The following is a 21,069-nucleotide window of genomic DNA, read 5'->3' as shown; positions in this document are numbered from 1 at the left end:
CCCGGGACCCGAACGGGTCCCGGGGGCCGGTGCGTTCCGCGGGGCGGGCGTCAGTCCTTGATCTCGCAGATCGTGGCGCCCGAGGTGACCGAGGCGCCGACCTCGGCGGTGAGGCCGACGATGGTGCCGGAGCGGTGCGCGTTGAGCGGCTGCTCCATCTTCATCGCTTCGAGCACGACGATCAGTTCGCCCTCGGTGACCTGCTGGCCCTCCTCGACCGCGACCTTGACGATCGTGCCCTGCATCGGGGAGGCGAGCGTGTCGCCGGAGGCGGCCGGACCGGACTTCTTGGCCGCGCGGCGCTTCGGCTTGGCGCCGCCCGCGGCGGCCGTGCGGGCCAGGGTCATGCCGAGCGAGGACGGCAGCGAGACCTCCAGGCGCTTGCCGCCGACCTCGACGACGACCGTCTCGCGGCCCGGCTCGTCCTCGGTCTCCTCGGCGGCGGGAGCCGTGAACGCCGGGATCTCGTTGACGAACTCGGTCTCGATCCAGCGCGTGTAGACGGTGAAGGGGCTGCCGTCGGTGGGGGCGAACGCCGGGTCGGCGACGACCGCACGGTGGAAGGGGATGGCCGTGGCCATGCCCTCGACCTCGAACTCGGCGAGCGCCCGGGCGGCGCGCTGCAGCGCCTGCTCGCGAGTGGCGCCGGTGACGATCAGCTTGGCCAGCAGCGAGTCCCAGGCCGGGCCGATGACGGAGCCGGACTCGACGCCCGCGTCGAGGCGGACGCCCGGGCCCGTCGGCGCGACGAACTTCGTCACCGTGCCGGGCGCCGGGAGGAAGCCGCGGCCCGGGTCCTCGCCGTTGATGCGGAACTCGAAGGAGTGGCCGCGCAGCACCGGGTCGCCGTACCCGAGCTCCTCGCCGTCGGCGATGCGGAACATCTCGCGGACCAGGTCGATGCCGGCGACCTCCTCGGTCACCGGGTGCTCGACCTGGAGGCGGGTGTTGACCTCCAGGAAGGAGATCAGGCCGTCGGCGGAGACCAGGAACTCGACGGTGCCGGCACCCACGTAGCCGGCTTCCTTCAGGATGGCCTTGGACGCGGCGTACAGCTCCGCGTTCTGAGCCTCGGTCAGGAACGGTGCGGGAGCCTCCTCCACCAGCTTCTGGTGGCGGCGCTGGAGGGAGCAGTCACGGGTCGAGACCACGACGACGTTGCCGTGCGAGTCGGCCAGGCACTGGGTCTCGACGTGGCGCGGCTTGTCGAGGTAGCGCTCGACGAAGCACTCGCCGCGGCCGAAGGCGGCGACGGCCTCGCGGACGGCGGATTCGTAGAGCTCCGGCACCTCTTCGAGGGTGCGGGCGACCTTCAGGCCGCGGCCGCCACCGCCGAAGGCCGCCTTGATGGCGATCGGCAGGCCGTGCTCCTTGGCGAAGGCGACGACCTCGTCGGCCCCGGAGACCGGGTCCGGCGTGCCGGCGACCAGCGGCGCACCGGCGCGCTGGGCGATGTGGCGGGCGGCCACCTTGTCACCGAGGTCGCGGATCGCCTGCGGCGGCGGGCCGATCCAGGTCAGGCCGGCGTCGATCACGGCCTGGGCGAAGTCGGCGTTCTCGGACAGGAAGCCGTATCCGGGGTGGATGGCGTCCGCACCCGAGTCGGCGGCGGCCTGGAGGACCTTGGAGATGTCCAGGTAGCTGGCGGCCGGGGTGTCACCGCCCAACGCGAAAGCTTCGTCGGCCGCGCGGACGTGCAGAGCGTCCCGGTCCGGATCGGCGTAGACGGCTACGCTCGCGATCCCGGCGTCCCGGCAGGCCCGAGCAACGCGGACAGCGATTTCGCCACGGTTGGCGATGAGCACCTTGCGCACGATGGCTCCCTCCTTGAAACAAGCTGAGTTTAGGGACAGCCCACACGGCCTTTCGACCCTTCCCCGGTGGTGACCTTGCCCACACAGAGTGTGATGCGAGGCCCGCTCCGCCGGAGAACCCTTGTGGCGCCCCAGGTCAGGGGGATCCCCGACTGCACAGTAACCCCGTCATGTAGCCAAGGTCTCTGTCTCCCCGGTCAGCGGCCCCGGGTGATTCTTTGTCGAGTCCCTACGAACGGCCCACACTTTCTTTGCTGCCGAGCGAGGAGTTGTCCCCTTGTTTACTGATTGGTAGCTCCGACGTCCCGCGGGGCGAACCGGGACAACACCGTACCCACAGCGAGGCGGCCGACCGCGGTCCCGCCGGGCCGCCGCGCGGCGGGCGTGTACTCCGGACGGGCGACCTCGGCCGATCCCTTGCCCACCGGGCTACCCGTTAGTAGCCTCCAGGCGTCGAACGGGCGTATGGCGCTTGGGGGGTGGGTGCACGTGGTGCGAAGACTCGTGGCCGGACTGGCCGCGATCGTGCTGGTCGCGGAAGCCGCCGTGCTGGTGCTCGTCCACATCGTGCTGGGCCGGACCACGGCCAACCAGTCGATGTCCATCGCCGGCAGCGACCCTGACGTGATGTCCAAGGCCACCTACGCCATGGGGGCGGGCATGGGCGCCTTCCTCCTGCTGTGCGCCGTCCTCGCCGCCCTCGCCGCGCTGCGCGACCGCCCGCCGGGCCGCTTCGCCCGCGTCGTGCTCGTCGCAGCCGCCGTCACCCACGGGATGCTCGGCGTACTCGCCGTCGGCCTGGTCGGCTGGGCGGCCTTCGCGACGCTGATGCTGATCCTGTGTCTGCTCGTACTGGTCCTGACGCTCTACCCCGCCTCCCGGCAGGGTGACGGCGGCGGACCCGTCGAGGACGCCCCGCCGCCGCCGGTCGGGGAGCTCAGGCCCACAAGTCCGTGATGGACACGTCCAGTTCGCCCAGCAGGGAGCGCAGCAGCGGCATGGACAGCCCGATCACGTTGCCGTGATCCCCGTCGATGCCGTCGACGAACGGCGCCGACAGCCCGTCCAAGGTGAAGGCGCCGGCCACGTGCAGCGGCTCGCCGCTGGCCACGTACGCCGCCACCTCCGCGTCCGTCGGCTCGCCGAAGCGGACCGTCGTCGACGCCGTGGCCGAGACCTGCCGCCCGGTCGCCGTGTCGATCACGCAGTGCCCCGTGCGCAGCACGCCCGCCCGGCCGCGCATCGCCTTCCAGCGCGCGGTCGCCTCCTCGGCGTCCGCAGGCTTGCCCAACGCCTCGCCGTCCAGCTCCAGCACCGAGTCGCAGCCGATCACCAGGGCGCCCGAGGCCTCGTCCAGGGCCGCCACGACGGCCGCCTTGGCCTCGGCCAGCGCCAGCGCGAGCTCGGCCGGCTCGTCGTGGTCCAGGGTGTCCTCGTCGAAACCACTGACGATCACGTGCGGGGCGAGACCGGCCTGCCGCAGCAGGTTCAGCCGGGCGGGGGAGGCGGAGGCGAGGACGAGCTTGCGCCCGCTCGCGGGCCGGGGTGTGGCAGTCATGCACGCCATCGTAGGTGCGCCCGAGGGCGGCTCAGAAGTGGCGCACACCGAGGACGTAGACCACCACGAGCATCGCGACGGCGAGCACCACGGTGAGCCGCCGGATCATCGCCTGCGCGTCGCGCATCTCCTCGGGCGGCTCGTTCTTCGGGTCGGACCAGAGCATGTTCCGATCCTGGCCCCGGGAGGGGGTGCGGCGCCTGAGTACGGGTACTCAAGCGCCGCAGCGTGTTCACGCCGTGCCGGCCCCGGCTATCCGGGCCAGTACGTCCGCCCCCAGGCCCGGGGCCCCGGCTGCGGCAGCCGCCGCCGTGCCACCCGGGCCGGCGTCGACCACTCGTCCGCGACCTCCGGGGCGCCCGGGGGCGGCGACGAGGCCAGCAGCGCCGCGCGCGCCCGGACCACCGCCAGTGCGGCGGCCAGCTCCTCCGGGGTCGGATTGCCCTTGACGACCTTGATCACCACGGTGACCTCCTGGAGGGACTAGAGGGGGATGTTGCCGTGCTTCTTCGGCGGCAGGGACTCCCGCTTGGTGCGCAGCTGCCGCAGCCCCTTCACCACGTGCGCACGGGTCTCCGACGGCATGGTCACCGCGTCGATGTAGCCGCGCTCGGCCGCCGTGTACGGGTTGAGCAGGGTGTCCTCGTACTCGGCGATGAGCCGGGTCCGGGTCTCCTCCACCTCCTCGGGAGCGGTCTCGGCAAGGGTGCGGCGGTGCAGGATGTTCACCGCGCCCTGCGCGCCCATGACGGCGATCTGAGCCGTCGGCCAGGCCAGGTTCAGGTCCGCGCCGAGGTGCTTGGAGCCCATGACGTCGTAGGCGCCGCCGAAGGCCTTGCGGGTGATGACGGTGATCAGGGGGACGGTGGCCTCCGCGTACGCGTAGATCAGCTTGGCGCCGCGCCGGATGATTCCGTTGTACTCCTGGTCGGTGCCCGGGAGGAAGCCCGGCACGTCCACGAACGTCAGCACCGGGATGTTGAAGGCGTCGCACGTCCGTACGAAGCGGGCCGCCTTCTCGGAGGCGTCGATGTCCAGGCAGCCCGCGAACTGCATCGGCTGGTTGGCGACCACGCCCACCGGGTGGCCCTCGACCCGGCCGAAACCGGTCAGGATGTTCGGCGCGAAGAGCGACTGGGTCTCCAGGAACTCCGCGTCGTCGAGCACGTGCTCGATCACGGTGTGCATGTCGTACGGCTGGTTCGCGCTGTCCGGGATCAGCACGTCGAGTTCGCGGTCGCCGTCGGAGACCTCGGTGTCGGCCTCCTCCGGGAAGGCGGGCGGCTCGGAGAGGTTGTTCGACGGGAGGTAGGACAGGAGCGACTTCACGTACTCGATGGCGTCCTTCTCGTCGCCCGCCATGTGGTGCGCGACGCCGGACGTGCTGTTGTGCGTGCGCGCACCGCCGAGCTCCTCGAAGCCGACGTCCTCGCCGGTGACCGTCTTGATGACGTCCGGGCCGGTGATGAACATGTGCGAGGTCTGGTCCACCATCACCGTGAAGTCGGTGATCGCGGGCGAGTACACGGCTCCGCCTGCGCAGGGACCGACGACCAGGCTGATCTGCGGGATCACACCCGAGGCGTGGACGTTGCGGCGGAAGATCTCGCCGTACATGCCGAGCGCGCTGACGCCCTCCTGGATGCGGGCGCCGCCGGAGTCGTTGATGCCGACGAGCGGGCAGCCGGTCTTCAGCGCGAAGTCCATGACCTTCATGATCTTCTGGCCGAAGGTCTCGCCGAGGGCTCCGCCGAAGACGGTGAAGTCCTGCGAGAAGACGGCCACGGGGCGGCCGTCGACCGTGCCGTAGCCGGTGACGACGCCGTCGCCGTAGGGCCGGGTCTTCTCCAGCCCGAAGTTGGTGGAGCGGTGCCGGGCGAATTCGTCCAGCTCGACGAAGGATCCTTCGTCCAGCAGCAGGGCCACCCGCTCACGCGCCGTCAGCTTGCCCTTGGCGTGCTGCTTCTCCACGGCACGGGCGGAACCGGCGTGGGTGGCTTCGTCGATGCGGCGCTGCAGATCCGCGATCTTGCCCGCGGTGGTGTGCATGTCGATCGGCTCTGACGGATGTGACATCGGGGTCGCGGCTCCCTGCGTGGTGTCAACTGCCTGGTCAATTGATTGACTACTGCTGGCTACTGGTGCGTAGCGTATCGGCGGGCATGGCGCTCGGCAGTGCGGCGTTTGACACACCTACATTGGGTTGCATGACGCCATCAGATGCATCAGCCGGAGCCTCCGCAGGTCGTTGGTCGAGCCTGGACCGGCCGCCGCTCAACGCCGCCGCGCTGCGGCGGGCCCTCGTCACCGGGGACGGGCTGTGGACCTCCGTGGAGGTGGTCGCCTCCACCGGGTCCACCAATACCGACCTTGCCACGCGGGCGGCCGAGCTGCCCGAGGGGGCCGTGCTCGTCGCGGAGGAGCAGAGCGCCGGACGCGGCAGGCTCGACCGGAGCTGGGTCGCCCCGGCCCGGTCCGGGCTGTTCTTCTCCGTGCTGTTCAAGCCGGGCGACGCGGTGCCGCAGGAGCAGTGGGGGTGGCTGACCCTCCTGGCCGGCGTGGCCACCGCGACCGGGCTCTCCCGGGCCGCCGGCGTGGACACCGCCCTCAAGTGGCCCAACGACCTGCTGGTCGCCGTGGAGGGGGAGGAGCGCAAGGCCGGCGGCATCCTCGCCGAGCGGGTCGAGGACGGTGTGGTCGTCGGGATCGGGCTCAATGTCACCCTCACCGAGGACGAGCTCCCGGTGCCGGCCGCCGGATCGCTGCTGCTGGCCAAGGCCACCGTGACCGACCGCGAGCCGCTGCTGAAGGCCGTGCTGCGGTCCCTGGAGGAGTGGTACGGGAACTGGCGTGCCGCCGGGGGCGACCCGGCGGCCAGCGGCCTGCAGGAGACCTACGCGGCGGGTTGCGCCACCCTCGGCCGGCACGTGCGTGCCGAGCTCCCGGGCGGGCGCACCCTCACCGGAACGGCCGAAGCCGTCGATTCCGATGGCCGCCTGGTGATCCGTACGGCCGAGGGGACCCACGAGGCGGTGGGGGCGGGCGACGTGGTCCACCTGCGGTCCGTGCACTGACGGGGGCGGGGCCGGGCGTGCGGCGGAATGCATCGAATGAGGCGTTTCGGGTGCGCGCGGCCCCCGCGTCGCCTCGGGGAGCCCCGGGCCGGACCCGGATCGGAGCAGGGGAGGGGGAGTGAGCTACGGCACACCTGCCGTATGGTTTAGGCGATCCCGCTGCTCGTGGTGATCAACCGGTTCGGCAGGGCAGTGCGCACGGAATGGACAGGAGGCGGCCCTTGACCGTCGACGACTCTGCCTCCGGCGCGTCCGCCCCCGGGCCCACCGGTCCGGGCACCCCGATCGGGCGCGACCAGCACACTCCCCACCACGAGGTGGATCACACCGTGCAGCCGACGGCGGATCCCCTCGCGATCCGCCTGGAGCAGCTGATCCTCGGCGCGGAGCGCCGTTACACGCCCTTCCAGGCCGCCCGCAGCGCCGGGGTGTCGATGGAGCTCGCCTCCCGCTTCTGGCGGGCCATGGGCTTCGCCGACATCGGCCAGGCGAGGGCGCTGACGGAGGCGGACGTGCTGGCCCTGCGCCGACTCGCCGGCCTGGTGGAGGCAGGGCTGCTGTCCGAGCCGATGGCGGTGCAGGTGGCGCGGTCCACCGGGCAGACCACGGCGCGGCTGGCGGAGTGGCAGATCGACTCGTTCCTGGAGGGGCTCACGGAGCCGCCGGAGCCGGGCATGACCCGTACGGAGGTCACATACCCCCTGGTCGAGCTGCTTCTGCCGGAGCTGGAGGAGTTCCTCGTCTACGTCTGGCGGCGCCAGCTGGCGGCGGCCACCGGGCGCGTGGTGCAGGTGGCGGACGACGAGGAGATGGTGGACCGGCGGCTGGCGGTGGGCTTCGCCGACCTGGTCGGCTTCACCCGTCTGACGCGCCGGCTGGAGGAGGAGGAGCTCGGTGAGCTGGTCGAGTCCTTCGAGACGACCGCGGCGGACCTGGTGGCCGCGTATGGCGGCCGGCTGATCAAGACCCTCGGCGACGAGGTGCTGTACTGCGCCGACGACGCGGCGACCGCCGCGGAGATCGCGCTGCGGCTCATCGAGACGATGGAGGCGGATCCGCAGATGCCCGAGCTGCGGGTCGGGATCGCCTTCGGGACGGTGACGACCCGGATGGGTGATGTCTTCGGGACCACGGTGAACCTGGCGAGCCGTTTGACGTCGATAGCCCCCAAGGACGCCGTGCTGGTGGACGGGGCGATGGCCGAGGAGCTCTCCCGGACCGGCGCCGCGCCGGTGTCGGAGAAGGAGGCGGAGGCGGAGCCCGACGAGGGTGCGGCCTACCGGTTCGCCCTCCAGCCGATGTGGCAGCGGCCGGTGCGCGGTCTGGGCGTCGTGGAGCCCTGGTCGCTGACGCGCCGCAAGCGCCGCTGACGTGCGGCAGGCGCCGCCGGCGTGCGGCAGGCGCACGGCCGGGTCCGGCGGCGGCACCGCGACGGGCCACTGGCCGTCCCCGCCGGTGGGGCCACCCCCTAGTATCCCGGGGTAACGTTCGTTAACCGGGAGGGTCCTATGGCGTCCGAGTTCGAGTCGGAGTTCGTGGCGGTTCGCCGTCACGAGGGCGGGGTTGCGGAGCTGGTCCTGGACCGCCCCAAGGCCATGAACGCGGTCTCGACCGGCATGGCCCGGGCCATCGGCGCGGCCTGCGCCGCGCTGGCCGCGGACCGTTCCGTGCGGGTGGTCGTGCTCTCCTCCGCCGCGGAGCGGGCCTTCTGCGTGGGGGCCGACCTCAAGGAGCGCAACTCCTTCTCCGACGCCGAGCTGACGCGGCAGCGGCCGACCACGCGCGGGGCCTACGGCGGCGTGATGGAGCTGCCGATGCCCACGATCGCGGCCGTTCACGGGTTCGCGCTGGGCGGCGGCTTCGAGCTGGCCCTGGCCTGCGACGTGATCGTCGCCGACGAGACCGCGGTGGTCGGTCTGCCCGAGGTCTCCGTCGGTGTGATCCCGGGCGGCGGCGGTACGCAGCTGCTGCCGCGCCGGGTGGGCGCCGCGCGGGCCGCCGAGCTGATCTTCACCGCGCGCCGGGTGGAGGCCGCCGAGGCGCTCTCCCTGGGGCTGCTGGACTCCGTGGTGCCGGCCGGCCGGGACACGGCCGAGGCGCTGGCCCTGGCGTCGCGGATGGCCGCGAACTCGCCGGTGGGCCTGCGGGCCGCCAAGCGCGCGCTGCGGCTGGGGCACGGGACGGACCTGGCGACCGGTCTGGAGATCGAGGACGCCGCCTGGCGGACGGTCGCCCTCTCCGGCGACCGCGTGGAGGGCGTGGCGGCCTTCAACGAGAAGCGCAAGCCGAACTGGCCGGGGGAGTAGGCATCGGACCGGGGGCCCGGACGGGCCTCCGGTCGTCCTGCCGGTGAGCGGGCCGGCAGGGAAACTCGCGCCAATTATCTCAAAATCCGACAAAACTCCCTAACCTGGGGTGATGGGAGCTGACGGGCGGCTGCGAGCCGTGGTGGGCCTCGCCCAGGCGATGGCCGCGGCGGGCACGCCGCGCGACAGTGTGCGTGCGGCCGCGCGGGGCGCGCGCCTGGCGATGGACGGCTCGTTCGCCGCGATCTCCGCGTGGGAGCGGGAGCGCGGGTGTCTGCGCGTCCTCGTCAACGAGGGCGAGCGGCGGGCGGGGGAGGAGGAGTTCCCCGAGGACGAGTCCTATCCGGTGCACGACTTCCCCGAGATCACCGAGTTCCTGCACGAGCGCTGGGTGGGCGGCGGCGGTCCGCATGCCTGGGTCGAGAGCGCCGTCGGCGACCGGCCGGGGCGGCGCGGCGAGGCCCTGCGCCGTCGGGGCCGGGGGACGTGCGTGGTCGCGCCCGTGGTGCTCAGCGGGCGTGCCTGGGGCGAGCTGTACGTCGCCCGGGACGAGGGGCTGCCCGACTTCGACGAGGACGACGCGGAGTTCGCCACCGTGCTCGCCGCCGTGGTCGCGGCCGGCCTCGCGCAGAACGAGCGCCTGGAGGAGGCGCGGCGGCTCGCCTTCACCGACCCGCTGACCGGGCTCGCCAACCGTCGGGCGGTCGACATGCGCCTCGACGAGGCCCTGGAGGAGCACCGCCGGACCGGTGTCGTCGTCAGCCTCGTCGTCTGCGACCTGAACGGGCTGAAGAAGGTCAACGACACCCTCGGGCACGCTATGGGTGACCGGCTGCTGGAGCGGTTCGGATCGGTGCTGAGCCTGTGCGGGGCCATACTCCCGGGCGCGCTGGTCGCCCGCTTGGGCGGCGACGAGTTCTGCCTGGTCGGGGTCGGCCCGCCGGCCGATGACGTGGTCCGGGTCAGCGAGGAGCTGTGTACGCGCGCCGCCGGGTTGGAGCTGGGCGAGGGCGTGGCCTGCGGGGTGGCCTCCACCGGGGACCCGATCGGGCCGGTGAAGTCCTCCCGGAGGCTGTTTCGCCTCGCGGACGCCGCCCAGTACAAGGCGAAGGCGGCGCGGTCGGCGGGGCCGGTGGTGGCGGGCCGGGACACCGCGGTGGTCCGGCTGGCGGACGCCGCCGCCCAGGAGGCCCCGGGGGAGCGGCGGCGCTTCCGTGGCCGGCGGTGACCGCGGACGGCGGGCGGCGGGCGGCGGCCGCGGAGCCGGGCGTCCGGCCGTCCTCGCGGACCCGGGGCCCGGCGCGTCCGTGCGTAAGGGGTCCAGTGGCTGCCCGATCGTGACAGTTCCAGCTAGTGACATGAAGCGATTCAATCCGTAGGGTGCTGAATATGGATATGCACACTGTCGTGGTGGGGACGTCCGGTACCACCGCCGAGGACGTCATCGCCGTTGCCCGCGGCAACGCACGGGTCGAGCTGTCCGGCGAGGCGCTCGACGCACTCGCCCGCGCCCGCGAGATCGTCGACGCGCTGGCCGCCAAGCCCGAACCCGTCTACGGGGTGTCCACCGGGTTCGGCGCCCTCGCCTCCCGACACATCAGTCCCGAGCTGCGCGCCCAGCTCCAGCGCAACATCGTCCGCTCGCATGCCGCCGGCATGGGTCCGCGCGTCGAGCGCGAGGTGGTCCGCGCGCTGATGTTCCTCCGGCTCAAGACCGTCGCCTCCGGCCACACCGGGGTGCGCCCCTCCGTGGCGCAGACCATGGCCGCCGTGCTGAACGCCGGGATCACCCCGGTCGTCCACGAGTACGGCTCCCTCGGCTGCTCCGGCGACCTCGCGCCGCTGTCCCACTGCGCGCTCGCGCTGATGGGCGAGGGCGACGCCGAGGGCCCGGACGGCACCGTCCGCCCCGCCGCCGAGCTGCTCGCCGAGTATGGCATCGAGCCCGTCGAACTCCGCGAGAAGGAAGGCCTCGCCCTCCTCAACGGAACCGACGGCATGCTCGGCATGCTGATCATGGCCCTCGCCGACCTCGACAGGCTCTACAAGTCCGCCGACATCACCGCGGCCCTCACCCTGGAGGCGCTGCTCGGCACCGAGAAGGTCCTCCAGCCCGAGCTGCACGCCATCCGCCCGCACCCCGGCCAGGGCGCCTCCGCCGCCAACATGGCCGCCGTGCTGAAGGGCTCCGGCCTGACCGGGCACTTCCAGGAGGAGTCCGCGCCGCGCGTGCAGGACGCCTACTCCGTGCGCTGCGCCCCGCAGGTCGCCGGCGCGGGCCGCGACACCATGGCGCACGCCGCCCTGGTCGCCTCCCGCGAGCTGGCCTCCGCCGTCGACAACCCGGTGGTGCTGCCCGACGGCCGCGTGGAGTCCAACGGCAACTTCCACGGCGCCCCGGTCGCCTACGTGCTGGACTTCCTCGCCATCGCCGCCGCCGACCTCGGCTCCATCGCCGAGCGGCGCACCGACCGGCTGCTCGACAAGAACCGCTCGCACGGCCTGCCGGCCTTCCTGGCGGACGACGCCGGCGTGGACTCCGGTCTGATGATCGCCCAGTACACGCAGGCCGCCCTGGTCAGCGAGATGAAGCGGCTCGCGGTGCCGGCCTCGGCCGACTCGATCCCCTCCTCCGCCATGCAGGAGGACCACGTCTCGATGGGCTGGTCGGCCGCGCGCAAGCTGCGTACCGCGGTCGACAACCTGACGCGGATCATCGCCATCGAGCTGTACGCGGCCACCCGCGCCATCGAGCTGCGTCACGGGCTGACGGCAGCCCCGGCCAGCCTTGCCGCGATCGCCGCCGCCCGCGCGGCGGGCGTGCAGGGGCCCGGGCCGGACCGCTTCCTCGCCCCCGACCTGGCAGCCGCCGACGCCTTCGTCCGCACGGGCGGGCTGCTCGCCGCGGTGGAGCCGGTGACGGGTCCGCTCGCCTGACGGCGGCCACCGCACGACACGCCGAAGGGCTGCCCCGGGAAGACCCCGGGGCAGCCCTTCGGCGTCGTACGCGTCCGCGGAAGTCCTGCGCGGAGGTGTTCCTACGACCTGGGGGAGCGGCGCACGGAGAAAGCCACGAAGGCGGCCCCCACGCCGAGGCAGAAGGTGCCGCCGAGGAGGTACGGGGCGGTGTCGACGGAACCGGTGTCGGCGAGCGAGAGGGACTGCGCCCCCGCACCCGAAGCGGAAGGCGCGGAGCTGGTGATCGTGCCGGTGGTCGAGGTCCCGCCGGCCGGCTCCGCGGTGTTCGCGCCCGCGGGCACGGCGGAGGTGCTCCCCGCCGCTTCCGGTGCGGTCGCGCCCGCCGAGGGCACGAACCACAGGGCGGCGAGGAGGGTGGTCGCTCCGAGAGCGGTGAGCATCGGTCGGCGTGCGGACACGGTGCGATCCCCCTTGTGGCAGCAGCGAATTGGCCGTGTGCGCCGATGCTACGGAAAGGGGCGGGTCGTGGGAAAGTCAGGGCTTCCCCGGGCTTACTCTCCGTCGTATGAACTCTTCTGAGACATCACGGTATGTACGACTTCGGGTGGATCTGGTGCTTGAGGTGCCGGACGCCCAGGCGCTCACCGGCGCCGCGCTCGCCCACATCAAGGCCGACGAGTTCATGCCGGACGAGGAACGCAGCCATGCGGAAGCCGCCGTCCGGGAAGACGAGTCGGAAGCCCTCGCCTACCTCGTCGACCCCACTGACCTGGTCCTGGACATCCCCGGGGTGGAGCTGGCGCAGGCGTCCTGGAGCAGCGAGCCCGTCGAATACGACCCCGAGTCGTTGGAGTGGGACCTCGACGAGGAAGATGGGGACTTCGACGAAGAACCCGACAACGCCTGACCGTGCGGTGGCCCACATCCCAACGGAATGTGGAACCGGCCGGCGCCGTTAACGCGTTGTCAGGACCGGGCAGGGGGGTGCGCCCCCTGCCGGGCCAACCCCGTGACGGATGTCCCGGGGTTACCGGCAACGATGGAGTGGCGTGTGAGGACGGACAGCAAGCGGCGGAGAAGGTCCCTGGCGGCCATATCCGTCGTGCTCGGCGGCGTACTGGTGCTCTCGGCGTGCAACGACGGGGACAGCGGGGGCGGGGACCCGAAGGGCAACGGGGAGGCCAGCAAGTCCCAGGCGGACGTGGACGCGGCAGCGGCCAAGGACACCTCGAAGGCCAAGATCACGATCACGCCGGAGGATGGCGCGACCAACGTCGGCCTCAACGACGCGGCGAAGGTCACCGTCGCCGACGGCACGCTCACGCAGGTCGAGCTGAAGACGAGCGAGGGCACGGCGGTGGCCGGCGACATGGCCGCCGACGGCAAGAGCTGGAAGCCCAAGGCGGCGCTGAAGCGCTCCACCAAGTACGCCCTGTCGGCGACGGCCAAGGACGCGGACGGCAAGGAGGCGCACGAGAACGCCTCCTTCACCACCGTCTCCCCGGAGAACAGCTTCGTGGCCAACTTCGTGCCGGAGGAAGGCCAGACCGTCGGCGTCGGCATGCCGGTCTCGATCACCTTCAACAAGGCGATCAAGGACAAGAAGGCCGTCCAGGCGGGTATCACCGTCTCCTCCAGCAGCGGCCAGGAAGTCGTCGGCCACTGGTTCAGCGCCCAGCGCCTGGACTTCCGCCCCGAGCAGTACTGGCAGGCGGGCTCCACCGTCACGCTGAAGCTGGCGCTGGAGGGCGTCCAGGGCGCTCCCGGCGTCCAGGGCGTCCAGAGCAAGACCGTCACCTTCAAGATCGGCCGCAGCCAGGTCTCCACGGTTGACGCCAAGACGAAGAAGATGACGGTCACCCGGGACGGCGCGGTCATCCGGACCATCCCGATCTCCGCGGGCGCCCCGGCCAACCCGACCTACAACGGCCAGATGGTGATCTCCGAGAAGTTCAAGGAGACCCGGATGAACGGTGCCACCGTCGGCTTCACCGACGCCGACGGCAAGGGCGAGTACGACATCAAGGACGTGCCGCACGCCATGCGTCTGTCGACCTCCGGGACCTTCCTCCACGGCAACTACTGGGGCGCGGACTCGATCTTCGGCAGCGTCAACACCAGCCACGGCTGCGTGGGCCTGAACGACGTCAAGGGCGCCGGCGACCCGAACCAGCCGGCCGCCTGGTTCTACGACAACTCGCTCATCGGTGACGTCGTCACGGTGGTCAACTCCCCGGACAAGACGATCAAGCCGGACAACGGCCTCAACGGCTGGAACATGAGCTGGGCCGACTGGAAGGCCGGCTCGGCCGCCTGACGCAGGGCGCGCCCCGCCGCCTCCGGGCGTGCGGCGCCTTCGGGCGCTCGGCTCGCACGAGCAGGGCGGCTCGCGCCACCGGGACGGCGGGGAACCCCCACGGGTTCCCCGCCGTCCGCCGTTTCCGGGGCACGGACGGCGGTGGCGCCGTCGCCGCACCCGGTGACCGAAAACCCGCGGGCGGCGCGTCCGGGCGCGCTCTAGGGTCGGGCCCATGATGATCCATTCTCTCGCCCTGCCCCCGTCCGACACCGAGGTGGACACCTGGCTGACGGTCCTGGCCTCCGCCGCGGCCGTCGACCTGCCGCAACTGCCCCCGCCCTCCCGCGTGGAGATCGCCGGGCGGCTGTGCGTGAGGCCGGCCCGCGGCCGGCCGGTGCTGTGGACGGCCGGCGACGGCGAGGGCGTGGCGGCCCTGCTGCTGTTCACCGAGGAGGGCAACGAGCGCACCGCGTTCCTGGACGCGCTGACGGTGCGCCCGGCGGCGCGGCGCCGCGGCATCGGCACCGCCCTGTGGGAGCAAGTCCGCGAGGAACTGCTCGCGGACGGTCGTACCTCGGTCGCGGCCATGCTGGACCTCGGCGGGCCCGGCCAGGCCTTCGCGGAGGCGATGGGCTTCGAGAACGTCCTGCCGATGGCCTGGTACGTACAGGACATCCCGAACGGCACGGCGACGGACGGCAGGGCGGCGGACGGCACGGCAGCCGCTCCGGCGGCCACCCCGGCGGACGGGCCCGTCCACGACCCTGCCGTCCCCGGATACGAGCTCCTGACCTGGTACGGCCTCGTCCCCGACGCCTGGGCGCCGGCCGCGGCGGCGGCCCACGCGGCCATGGAGGACGCCCCGACCGGCGATATGGACGAGCGGATCCAGACCTGGACGGCCCAGCGGCTGCACACCCTCCAGCAACTGGTCCTGGACCGGGGCGGAGAGATGATCACAGTCGCGGCGGTGACCCCCGGGGGTGAGGTGGCGGCGTACACCGAGATCGTCCTGCCGGATCCCGCGGGTACCAGCGCCCTCCAGTACGACACGGTGGTCGTACCCGCCCACCGCGGGCACGGCCTCGGGCGCGCCGTGAAACGGCACATGGCAGCGCGGGCCGCGGCCCGCCACCCGCAACTGCGCCGCATCGCCACCACGGTGGCGGACGAGAACGTCCCCATGCGGGCGGTGAACGAGGCCCTCGGCTACCGGCGCGAACGCGGCGCCGGCGTCTTCCAGATCACTCTCTAGACGGCCCGGGCGACAGGCCGCCACCGCAGGTCAGCCGGTCGGCTGCGCGGTCTGCTCCGCCGTCCGCGCAGCCGACCGCTCCGCGGCCCGCTGCGCGTCCCACGACGCCAGCAGGCGCAGTGCGTCCTCGGAGGCCGAGCCCGGCTCCGCATGGAAGGTCACCAGGGCCTGCGTCGGATCGTCGGGAAGCGTCAGCGTCTCGAAGGACAGGCGCATCTCCCCCACCAGCGGGTGACGCAGCAGCTTCACGCCGTGCGTCTTGTCCGCCACCGTGTGCGCCGCCCAGAGCCGTCGGAACTCCTCGTTCTTCACGGACAGCTCGCCGACCAGCGCCGACAACTGCTCGTCGTCCGGGTGCTGGCCCGCGTACAGCCGCAGGTTGCTGACGACCCAGCAGGCCTGGCACTCCCACTCCCCGTACAGCTCCGCGGTCGCCGGGTCCAGGAACATCAGCCGGACCAGGTTCCGCTCCGCGGCCGGAAGTGCCCCGAAGTCCCCGAAGACCGCGGCCGCCAGCCGGTTCCAGCCGATGACGTCCTGGCGGTGCCCCACGAGATAGGCCGGTACGCCGTCCATCGCGTCCATCAGCGTGCGCAGCGCCGGACGCACCTGCTGCGGCCTTCGGCTCTGGCGGCGCCTGCGGGCCCTGGGCCGCGCCAGGTCCATCAGGTGCGCCCGCTCCGTCCCGTCCAGGCGCAGGGCCCGCGCGATGGCCTCCAGCACCTCCGTCGAGACGTTGACCCCGTCGCGCTGCTCCAGCCGCGTGTAGTACGCGACCGACACCCCCGCCAGCTGCGCCAGCTCCTCACGCCGCAGCCCCGGCACGCGCCGCCGGCGCCCGTAGTCCGTCAGGCCCACGTCCTCCGGGCGCAGCCGGGCGCGGCGGGAGCGGAGGAACTCGCCCAGGCAGGCTCGCTGATCAAGCTGGTCCATGCCGCCCAGTATCTCCGGGCGGCCCACCGCCCGGACGGTCCCAGCCTGACCCCAGCAGTAGTAGGTTCGCCAGTCGTACGAAGCGCAGGGGCCTGGGTACCGGCGGCACGGACCGGCAGCGTGGTGCGCACCGCGACACCACCGCCTCAAGGAGCCCCATGTCCGCCACCGCCGCCACCACCGCCGCCGGCACCGCGCACACCCCGGTCACCCGGGTCGCCGCGTACGCCGCCCCCGCCCCCGGCGACCCGCTGGAGCGCACCACCGTGCCGCGCCGTCCCGTCGGGCCGCACGACGTCCTCATCGACATCATGTACGCGGGCATCTGCCACTCCGACATCCACCAGGTGCGTGACGGATGGGGCGAGGGCATCTACCCCATGGTCCCCGGACACGAGATCGCCGGAGTCGTCGCCCAGGTCGGCGCGGAAGTGACCCGGTTCGCCGTCGGCGACCGGGTGGGCGTCGGCTGCATGGTCGACTCCTGCCGCGTGTGCGAGCACTGCCGCAGTGGCCGGGAGCAGTACTGCACACAGGGCATGACCGGCACCTACAACGCCCTCGGCCGGGACGGCGAGCCCACCTACGGCGGCTACTCGACCCACCTCGTCGTCGACGAGAACTACACCGTCCGCATCCCCGACGGCCTCGCCCTGGACGAGGCGGCCCCGCTGCTGTGCGCGGGCATCACGCTCTACTCGCCGCTGCGGCACTGGCAGGCGGGCCCGGGCAAGAAGGTCGCGGTCGTCGGTCTCGGCGGCCTCGGCCACATGGGGGTGAAGATGGCGCACGCGCTGGGCGCGGAGGTCACCGTGCTGTCGCAGACCCTCCGCAAGGAGGCCGACGGCCGGCGGCTGGGCGCCACCCACTTCCACGCCACCAGCGACGAATCCACCTTCGAGAAGCTCGCCGGGACCTTCGACCTGATCCTGTCCACCGTCTCCGCCCCGCTGGCCCTGGACGCCTACCTGGGCCTGCTGAAGGTGGACGGCGCCCTGGTCAACGTGGGCGCCCCGGAGGAGCCGGTCTCCCTCAACCTCTTCTCCCTCATCGGCGGCCGTAGGACCCTCGCCGGATCGATGATCGGCGGAATCGCCGAGACCCAGGAGATGCTGGACTTCTGCGCCGAGCACCGGCTGGGCGCGGAGATCGAGCTGATCGACGCCGCCCGCATCAACGAGGCCTACGCCCGCGTCCTGGCGAGCGACGTCCGCTACCGCTTCGTGATCGACGCCTCCACGATCTGACGGGGCGCCGGCCCCGGCTGCGCGCCCCGGCCGTCGCCGCCGGCGAAGAGCCCGTCGAGGACGGTGCCGGGGCGGGGCAGGGGGCCGCTCACTCCCCGGGCGCCGGGGCCACGCCGATCGGGCAGGACACGCCCGTGCCGCCGATGCCGCAGTATCCGCCCGGGTTCTTGTCGAGGTACTGCTGGTGGTGTGCCTCGGCCGGCCAGAAGGGGCGCTCCGCCGCCGGGAGGACGGCCGTGGTGATGTTGCCGTAGCCCGAGGAGCCCAGGACCTGCTGGTAGGCCTCGCGGGAGGCCTCCGCCGTGGCCTGCTGGGCGGGGGAGTGGGTGTAGACCGCCGAGCGGTACTGGGTGCCGACGTCGTTGCCCTGGCGGAAGCCCTGGGTCGGGTCGTGGGACTCCCAGAAGTGCTTCAGCAGGGCCGCGTAGGAGACCTCCGCGGGATCGAAGACGACCCGGACGACCTCCGTGTGGCCGGTCAGGCCCGAGCACACCTCCTCGTACGTCGGATTCTCGGTGAAGCCGCCCTGGTAGCCGGCCACTGTGGTCCACACCCCGGGGGTCTGCCAGAACGTGCGCTCGGCCCCCCAGAAGCAGCCCAGCCCGAAGTCGGCGACCTCCAGGTGGGCCGGATACGGTCCGGCCAGTGGGTTGCCCAGCACGGTGTGCTTCTCGGGAAGGGCGAACAGCGGCTCCGGGCGGCCCGTCAGGGCCTCCTCGCGGGTGGGGAGCTCGGGCGTGCGGCGGTACGAGAACATGGATTCCCTCCTTGTGCGAGGGACAACGCACGGAGGGCGGGCCGGGATTCCCCGACCCGCCCCCATGGCTCACAGGCCCGGCGTCACCACGCCCACCGCCCAGTCGCGGGCGTACAGGTACCGGCTCTTCGGCGACCCGGCATAGCTCCACGGCAGGGCGCCGATGTAGCCGTCGATGTGCCGGAACTGCTCCACGGCCTGCTCGTCGCGGTCCTGCCAGAACAGCAGGTAGGCCAACAGGTGCCGCATGTGCGCCGCCCCGGGGTGGTCGTCGCCGGCCGCCGCCAGGTCCAGGAGGGCCGCGTCCACGGCGGCGACGATCTCCGGCTCCTTGAAGTACGTCTCGGCCGCCAGGTCGTCCTCGTACGTCTCCTGCTCGAAGTACGCGATCAGCGGCAGCAGCGACAGCAGGTCGCCGGGTTCACCGACGGCTGCGGACGCCCGCGCGTGGGCGAGCGCCAGCTCGTGCGAGCCGCGCCACTTCCGGCACCAGTACTGCAGGCCGGCGATGTGCGACCACAACACCTTCGGGTCGCGTTCGACGACCTTCGCCCACAGCTCCCGGTAGCGCTCGTGGGAGTAGCCCAGCCCCTGGCCGATGGGCTGTTCCACGATGTACGGGGTGGGGTCCGCCGGGTCCGCCAGGCGCTGGGCCTCGTGGGCGGCCTCCTGGGCCTTGACCAGGAGCTCGCGGAAGAGCCGGAACTGCTCCTGTGTGGTTCGGCTGCCGGACTGGCTGCCGCGCACGTTCCACGCCACCATGATCGCGGCGTCGGCGTTGACGAGGGCAGCCGTCGGGTCGGACGGACGGGCCGCGCGCCATGCCAGCAGCCAAGCGTCGTCGTCCGCGGCGGCCGCCTCGGCCAGCGGGCGGACCCGTTCCATCCGCTCGTGCCAGTCCGTGCCCGCCGCCTCCACGTAGGCCGCCGCCGCTTCCCAGTCGCCCGCCGCAACGGCCTGCAGGACGGCAGTCCGCTCGGGCGGCACCGGCGCCGGGTTCTCGGTGTCGAGGTCCTCCTCCGCCACGAAGCCGAGCGCGACGACCGCCGCGGCCTTGTCCGCCTTCAGGCCCGCCTCGACTGCCTCCGTACCGGCGTCCAGCGTGGCGATCTCCGCCTCCAGCCGCTTCGCCTTGCGGATGTAGTAGACGCCGCGCAGGAACTTGAAGGCGCCGAACAGCAGCACGGCGCCGAGGATGTACAGGCCGATCACGGGGCAAGCACCAGCTTTCGCAGGGGTTCGGTGTCGGGCTGGTCGGCGACGACCGCGTCGAGGGCCAGCCGGAGCTGCTCCTCGAAGCCCTCGGTCGGGTAGCGCAGGGTGGCCGAGTCGGACCAGGACAGCTGCCAGCGGGCGGCGCCGCGGCCCGTCAGCTCTACGGTGACCAGCTGGTTCAGGGCCCGCCGCACGACCGGGCGGGCGAACTCGCGGGCCGTGCGGCCCGTGGCGGCCGCGGCCTCCTCCGACTTCGGGAAGCGGTCGGCGACCCGCCAGCGGACCGCCGGGTCGGCGTCGACCGCGTCGAGCAGAGCGGACAGCCCGGGACCGGCGCCCTCGGCGGCGAAGGCCTCGCGGATCTCCTCCGCGCCCTCGCCGACGTACCGCGTCATCGACTCGTGGACCAGGTCCTCCCAGTCCACCCGCTTGAGCGCGAGGGCCTCCGGGGTGAGGACGACCTGCTCCAGCGCGGCCAGCGAGGCGCCGGCGTCGGACAGCAGCTCCAGGGCGGGACGGGCGCCCTGCCCGCCGCGGCCGTCGTCGGGCAGGGCCTCGATACGGGCGACGCGCTCGGCGAGCGGGGGGTGCGAGTCGTACGGGGAGGCGGGCTCGGTCGACAGGTCCCGGCGCAGGTCGTCCAAGTCCTCCGTACGGGCGTCGAGCAGCTTGCGCAGGCCGCCGAAGACCTCGCCGGGGCGGGGCAGCAGGCCGGCGCCGACGCCGAGGGTGGCGTACGAGCTCATGTAGAAGCCGTGCGCCGAGTCCAGGACGTTGATCTCGCGCAGCGCGGAGGCGGCGGAGTCGCGGCCGGCGACGCGCACCGAGGCGAGGTCGGCGGCGAGCTCCTGGCGTCGGCCGGCAGCGCGGGTGGCGCGCAGGTAGAAGGAGCCGTACGCCGTGTAGATCTTGGCCATGGCGCGGTACGTCGCGCCCTCTCCGGAGGTGTCGACGCCCTTGGCGCCCTTGCCCTTGGCGATCCGCTTCTCGTCCCGCTTCTCCTGGCGGGCCCGCTCCTTGGCGACCTTGTTGTCGGCGCGCTCGTGGAAGTGGCCGATCGTACGGATCAGCTGGGCGCGGCCCCGGGCGATCAGCGGGGTGAGGCGGGTGTCGAAGTTGGCGTAGTGGCCCATCTCGTGGGCGAGCACGGCGCGCAGCTGCATCTCGTCCAGGCCCGTCATCAGGGGCAGGCCGAGGTAGAGGCGACGGGTGCCGGGGCGCAGGCCCAGCAGGCGGGCGTCCTCGGCGACGGCCGCGTTCACCTCGTCGATCAGCACGATCTCGTCGGGGGCGCGGGTGCCGACCTGCTGTGCGATCTCGCGCACGGTCCGCCACAGGACGGGCTCCTGCGCCTCGGTGACGGTGATGCCGGCCGGCGGGTCGTCCTTGGGGGTGCGGAGCATGAACAGGCCGCGGACGATCGGGACGGCGAGGACGACCGACACGATCACGATCTTGAAGGCGGCCGGGCCGTGCAGCCAGGTGACGACGGCGAAGTCGAGGCCTGCGAGCGCGGCGAGCAGGAAGACGCCGAGCAGGTAGAAGCCTGCGAGCAGGACGAGCGCGCGAGCGGCGCGCAAAGAAGCGCCCATATGGACAGATCCCCCCACGGGATGAAAGCGGTGCCGAGACGCGCGGCGGGGGGTGGCCGCCGCCCCGCACGATGCGGCTCAGAGAATGGTGACGGCAACT

General features: G+C 72.6%; 20 protein-coding genes. 10 read left to right on the top strand and 10 right to left on the bottom strand.

Going from position 1 to position 21,069, the window contains the following annotated elements:
* Positions 1–50: 50 nt before the first annotated feature.
* Positions 51–1,814, bottom strand: a complete 1,764-nt coding sequence (locus ACFW2G_RS22740; protein ID WP_037919219.1) for a biotin carboxylase N-terminal domain-containing protein — start codon at positions 1,812–1,814, stop codon at positions 51–53.
* Positions 1,815–2,303: 489 nt separating this feature from the next.
* Between ACFW2G_RS22740 and ACFW2G_RS22735 the strand changes: the two genes are divergently transcribed.
* On the top strand, positions 2,304–2,771 hold the full coding sequence (locus tag ACFW2G_RS22735; RefSeq protein ID WP_384582559.1) for a hypothetical protein: 468 nt from the start codon (positions 2,304–2,306) through the stop codon (positions 2,769–2,771).
* Here ACFW2G_RS22735 and ACFW2G_RS22730 read toward each other — a convergent pair.
* The 4 genes from ACFW2G_RS22730 to ACFW2G_RS22715 all read right to left on the bottom strand — a co-directional run bounded on the left by ACFW2G_RS22730 (position 2,752) and on the right by ACFW2G_RS22715 (position 5,448).
* Positions 2,752–3,372, bottom strand: coding sequence for a Maf family protein (locus ACFW2G_RS22730; RefSeq protein ID WP_384454915.1), 621 nt, complete (start codon positions 3,370–3,372; stop codon positions 2,752–2,754). The two genes, ACFW2G_RS22735 and ACFW2G_RS22730, sit on opposite strands and share 20 nt — an antisense overlap.
* A gap of 31 nt (positions 3,373–3,403) precedes the next feature.
* Positions 3,404–3,538 carry a morphogenic membrane protein MmpB gene (gene mmpB / locus ACFW2G_RS22725; protein ID WP_269084502.1) on the bottom strand — a complete coding sequence of 45 codons (135 nt, stop codon included), beginning with the start codon at positions 3,536–3,538 and terminating at the stop codon, positions 3,404–3,406.
* Positions 3,539–3,624: 86 nt separating this feature from the next.
* Positions 3,625–3,837 carry an acyl-CoA carboxylase epsilon subunit gene (locus tag ACFW2G_RS22720; protein WP_037919222.1) on the bottom strand — a complete coding sequence of 71 codons (213 nt, stop codon included), beginning with the start codon at positions 3,835–3,837 and terminating at the stop codon, positions 3,625–3,627.
* 18 nt (positions 3,838–3,855) lie between these two features.
* Positions 3,856–5,448: an acyl-CoA carboxylase subunit beta gene (locus ACFW2G_RS22715; protein ID WP_037919224.1), complete on the bottom strand. Its 1,593-nt coding sequence runs from the start codon at positions 5,446–5,448 to the stop codon at positions 3,856–3,858.
* A gap of 131 nt (positions 5,449–5,579) precedes the next feature.
* Between ACFW2G_RS22715 and ACFW2G_RS22710 the strand changes: the two genes are divergently transcribed.
* The 5 genes from ACFW2G_RS22710 to hutH all read left to right on the top strand — a co-directional run bounded on the left by ACFW2G_RS22710 (position 5,580) and on the right by hutH (position 11,689).
* Positions 5,580–6,446, top strand: coding sequence for a biotin--[acetyl-CoA-carboxylase] ligase (locus ACFW2G_RS22710; RefSeq protein ID WP_037919225.1), 867 nt, complete (start codon positions 5,580–5,582; stop codon positions 6,444–6,446).
* Between the two features lie 221 nt (positions 6,447–6,667).
* Complete coding sequence (locus ACFW2G_RS22705; RefSeq protein ID WP_030851135.1) at positions 6,668–7,816, top strand: adenylate/guanylate cyclase domain-containing protein; 1,149 nt, start codon at positions 6,668–6,670, stop codon at positions 7,814–7,816.
* A gap of 138 nt (positions 7,817–7,954) precedes the next feature.
* Positions 7,955–8,752, top strand: coding sequence for an enoyl-CoA hydratase-related protein (locus ACFW2G_RS22700; protein ID WP_384454909.1), 798 nt, complete (start codon positions 7,955–7,957; stop codon positions 8,750–8,752).
* A 112-nt stretch (positions 8,753–8,864) separates the two neighbouring features.
* The gene (locus ACFW2G_RS22695) at positions 8,865–9,980 is read left to right on the top strand and encodes a diguanylate cyclase domain-containing protein (RefSeq protein WP_384582562.1); all 1,116 of its coding nucleotides are present in this window, start codon (positions 8,865–8,867) and stop codon (positions 9,978–9,980) included.
* Positions 9,981–10,147: 167 nt separating this feature from the next.
* Positions 10,148–11,689: a histidine ammonia-lyase gene (hutH, locus tag ACFW2G_RS22690; protein ID WP_037919230.1), complete on the top strand. Its 1,542-nt coding sequence runs from the start codon at positions 10,148–10,150 to the stop codon at positions 11,687–11,689.
* 101 nt (positions 11,690–11,790) lie between these two features.
* Here the strand turns inward: hutH and ACFW2G_RS22685 are convergent, their stop codons facing one another.
* Positions 11,791–12,111: a hypothetical protein gene (locus ACFW2G_RS22685; protein ID WP_384454923.1), complete on the bottom strand. Its 321-nt coding sequence runs from the start codon at positions 12,109–12,111 to the stop codon at positions 11,791–11,793.
* Positions 12,112–12,284: 173 nt separating this feature from the next.
* Here ACFW2G_RS22685 and ACFW2G_RS22680 point away from each other — a divergent pair, with 173 nt between their 5' ends.
* From ACFW2G_RS22680 to ACFW2G_RS22670, 3 genes are all read left to right on the top strand, one after another.
* Entirely contained in the window at positions 12,285–12,578 is a 294-nt protein-coding gene (locus ACFW2G_RS22680; protein ID WP_030964547.1) for a hypothetical protein, read from the top strand.
* 132 nt (positions 12,579–12,710) lie between these two features.
* Positions 12,711–13,988, top strand: coding sequence for an Ig-like domain-containing protein (locus tag ACFW2G_RS22675; protein WP_384454903.1), 1,278 nt, complete (start codon positions 12,711–12,713; stop codon positions 13,986–13,988).
* A 214-nt stretch (positions 13,989–14,202) separates the two neighbouring features.
* Positions 14,203–15,225: a GNAT family N-acetyltransferase gene (locus ACFW2G_RS22670; protein WP_384454900.1), complete on the top strand. Its 1,023-nt coding sequence runs from the start codon at positions 14,203–14,205 to the stop codon at positions 15,223–15,225.
* A gap of 30 nt (positions 15,226–15,255) precedes the next feature.
* On the opposite strand, the gene ACFW2G_RS22665 is transcribed toward ACFW2G_RS22670, so the two are convergent.
* Complete coding sequence (locus ACFW2G_RS22665; protein ID WP_052030289.1) at positions 15,256–16,158, bottom strand: helix-turn-helix transcriptional regulator; 903 nt, start codon at positions 16,156–16,158, stop codon at positions 15,256–15,258.
* A 158-nt stretch (positions 16,159–16,316) separates the two neighbouring features.
* Between ACFW2G_RS22665 and ACFW2G_RS22660 the strand changes: the two genes are divergently transcribed.
* Positions 16,317–17,405, top strand: coding sequence for an NAD(P)-dependent alcohol dehydrogenase (locus ACFW2G_RS22660; protein ID WP_384454897.1), 1,089 nt, complete (start codon positions 16,317–16,319; stop codon positions 17,403–17,405).
* An 88-nt stretch (positions 17,406–17,493) separates the two neighbouring features.
* On the opposite strand, the gene msrA is transcribed toward ACFW2G_RS22660, so the two are convergent.
* The 3 genes from msrA to ACFW2G_RS22645 all read right to left on the bottom strand — a co-directional run bounded on the left by msrA (position 17,494) and on the right by ACFW2G_RS22645 (position 20,969).
* A complete protein-coding gene (gene msrA / locus ACFW2G_RS22655) occupies positions 17,494–18,162 on the bottom strand; it encodes a peptide-methionine (S)-S-oxide reductase MsrA (RefSeq protein WP_384454894.1) in 669 nt (222 codons plus the stop codon).
* A gap of 69 nt (positions 18,163–18,231) precedes the next feature.
* Positions 18,232–19,374 carry a hypothetical protein gene (locus ACFW2G_RS22650; protein WP_052030292.1) on the bottom strand — a complete coding sequence of 381 codons (1,143 nt, stop codon included), beginning with the start codon at positions 19,372–19,374 and terminating at the stop codon, positions 18,232–18,234.
* Positions 19,371–20,969, bottom strand: a complete 1,599-nt coding sequence (locus ACFW2G_RS22645; protein ID WP_384582566.1) for a M48 family metallopeptidase — start codon at positions 20,967–20,969, stop codon at positions 19,371–19,373. Before ACFW2G_RS22645 ends, ACFW2G_RS22650 begins: the two co-directional genes overlap by 4 nt.
* Between the last annotated feature and the right edge of the window lie 100 nt (positions 20,970–21,069).

It is taken from the genome of Streptomyces sp. NPDC058880, from assembly GCF_042742535.1.
Lineage (GTDB): Bacteria > Actinomycetota > Actinomycetes > Streptomycetales > Streptomycetaceae > Streptomyces.
The sequence above is the reverse complement of the archived record's forward strand: the minus strand, read 5'-3'. Positions and strand labels throughout refer to the sequence as shown.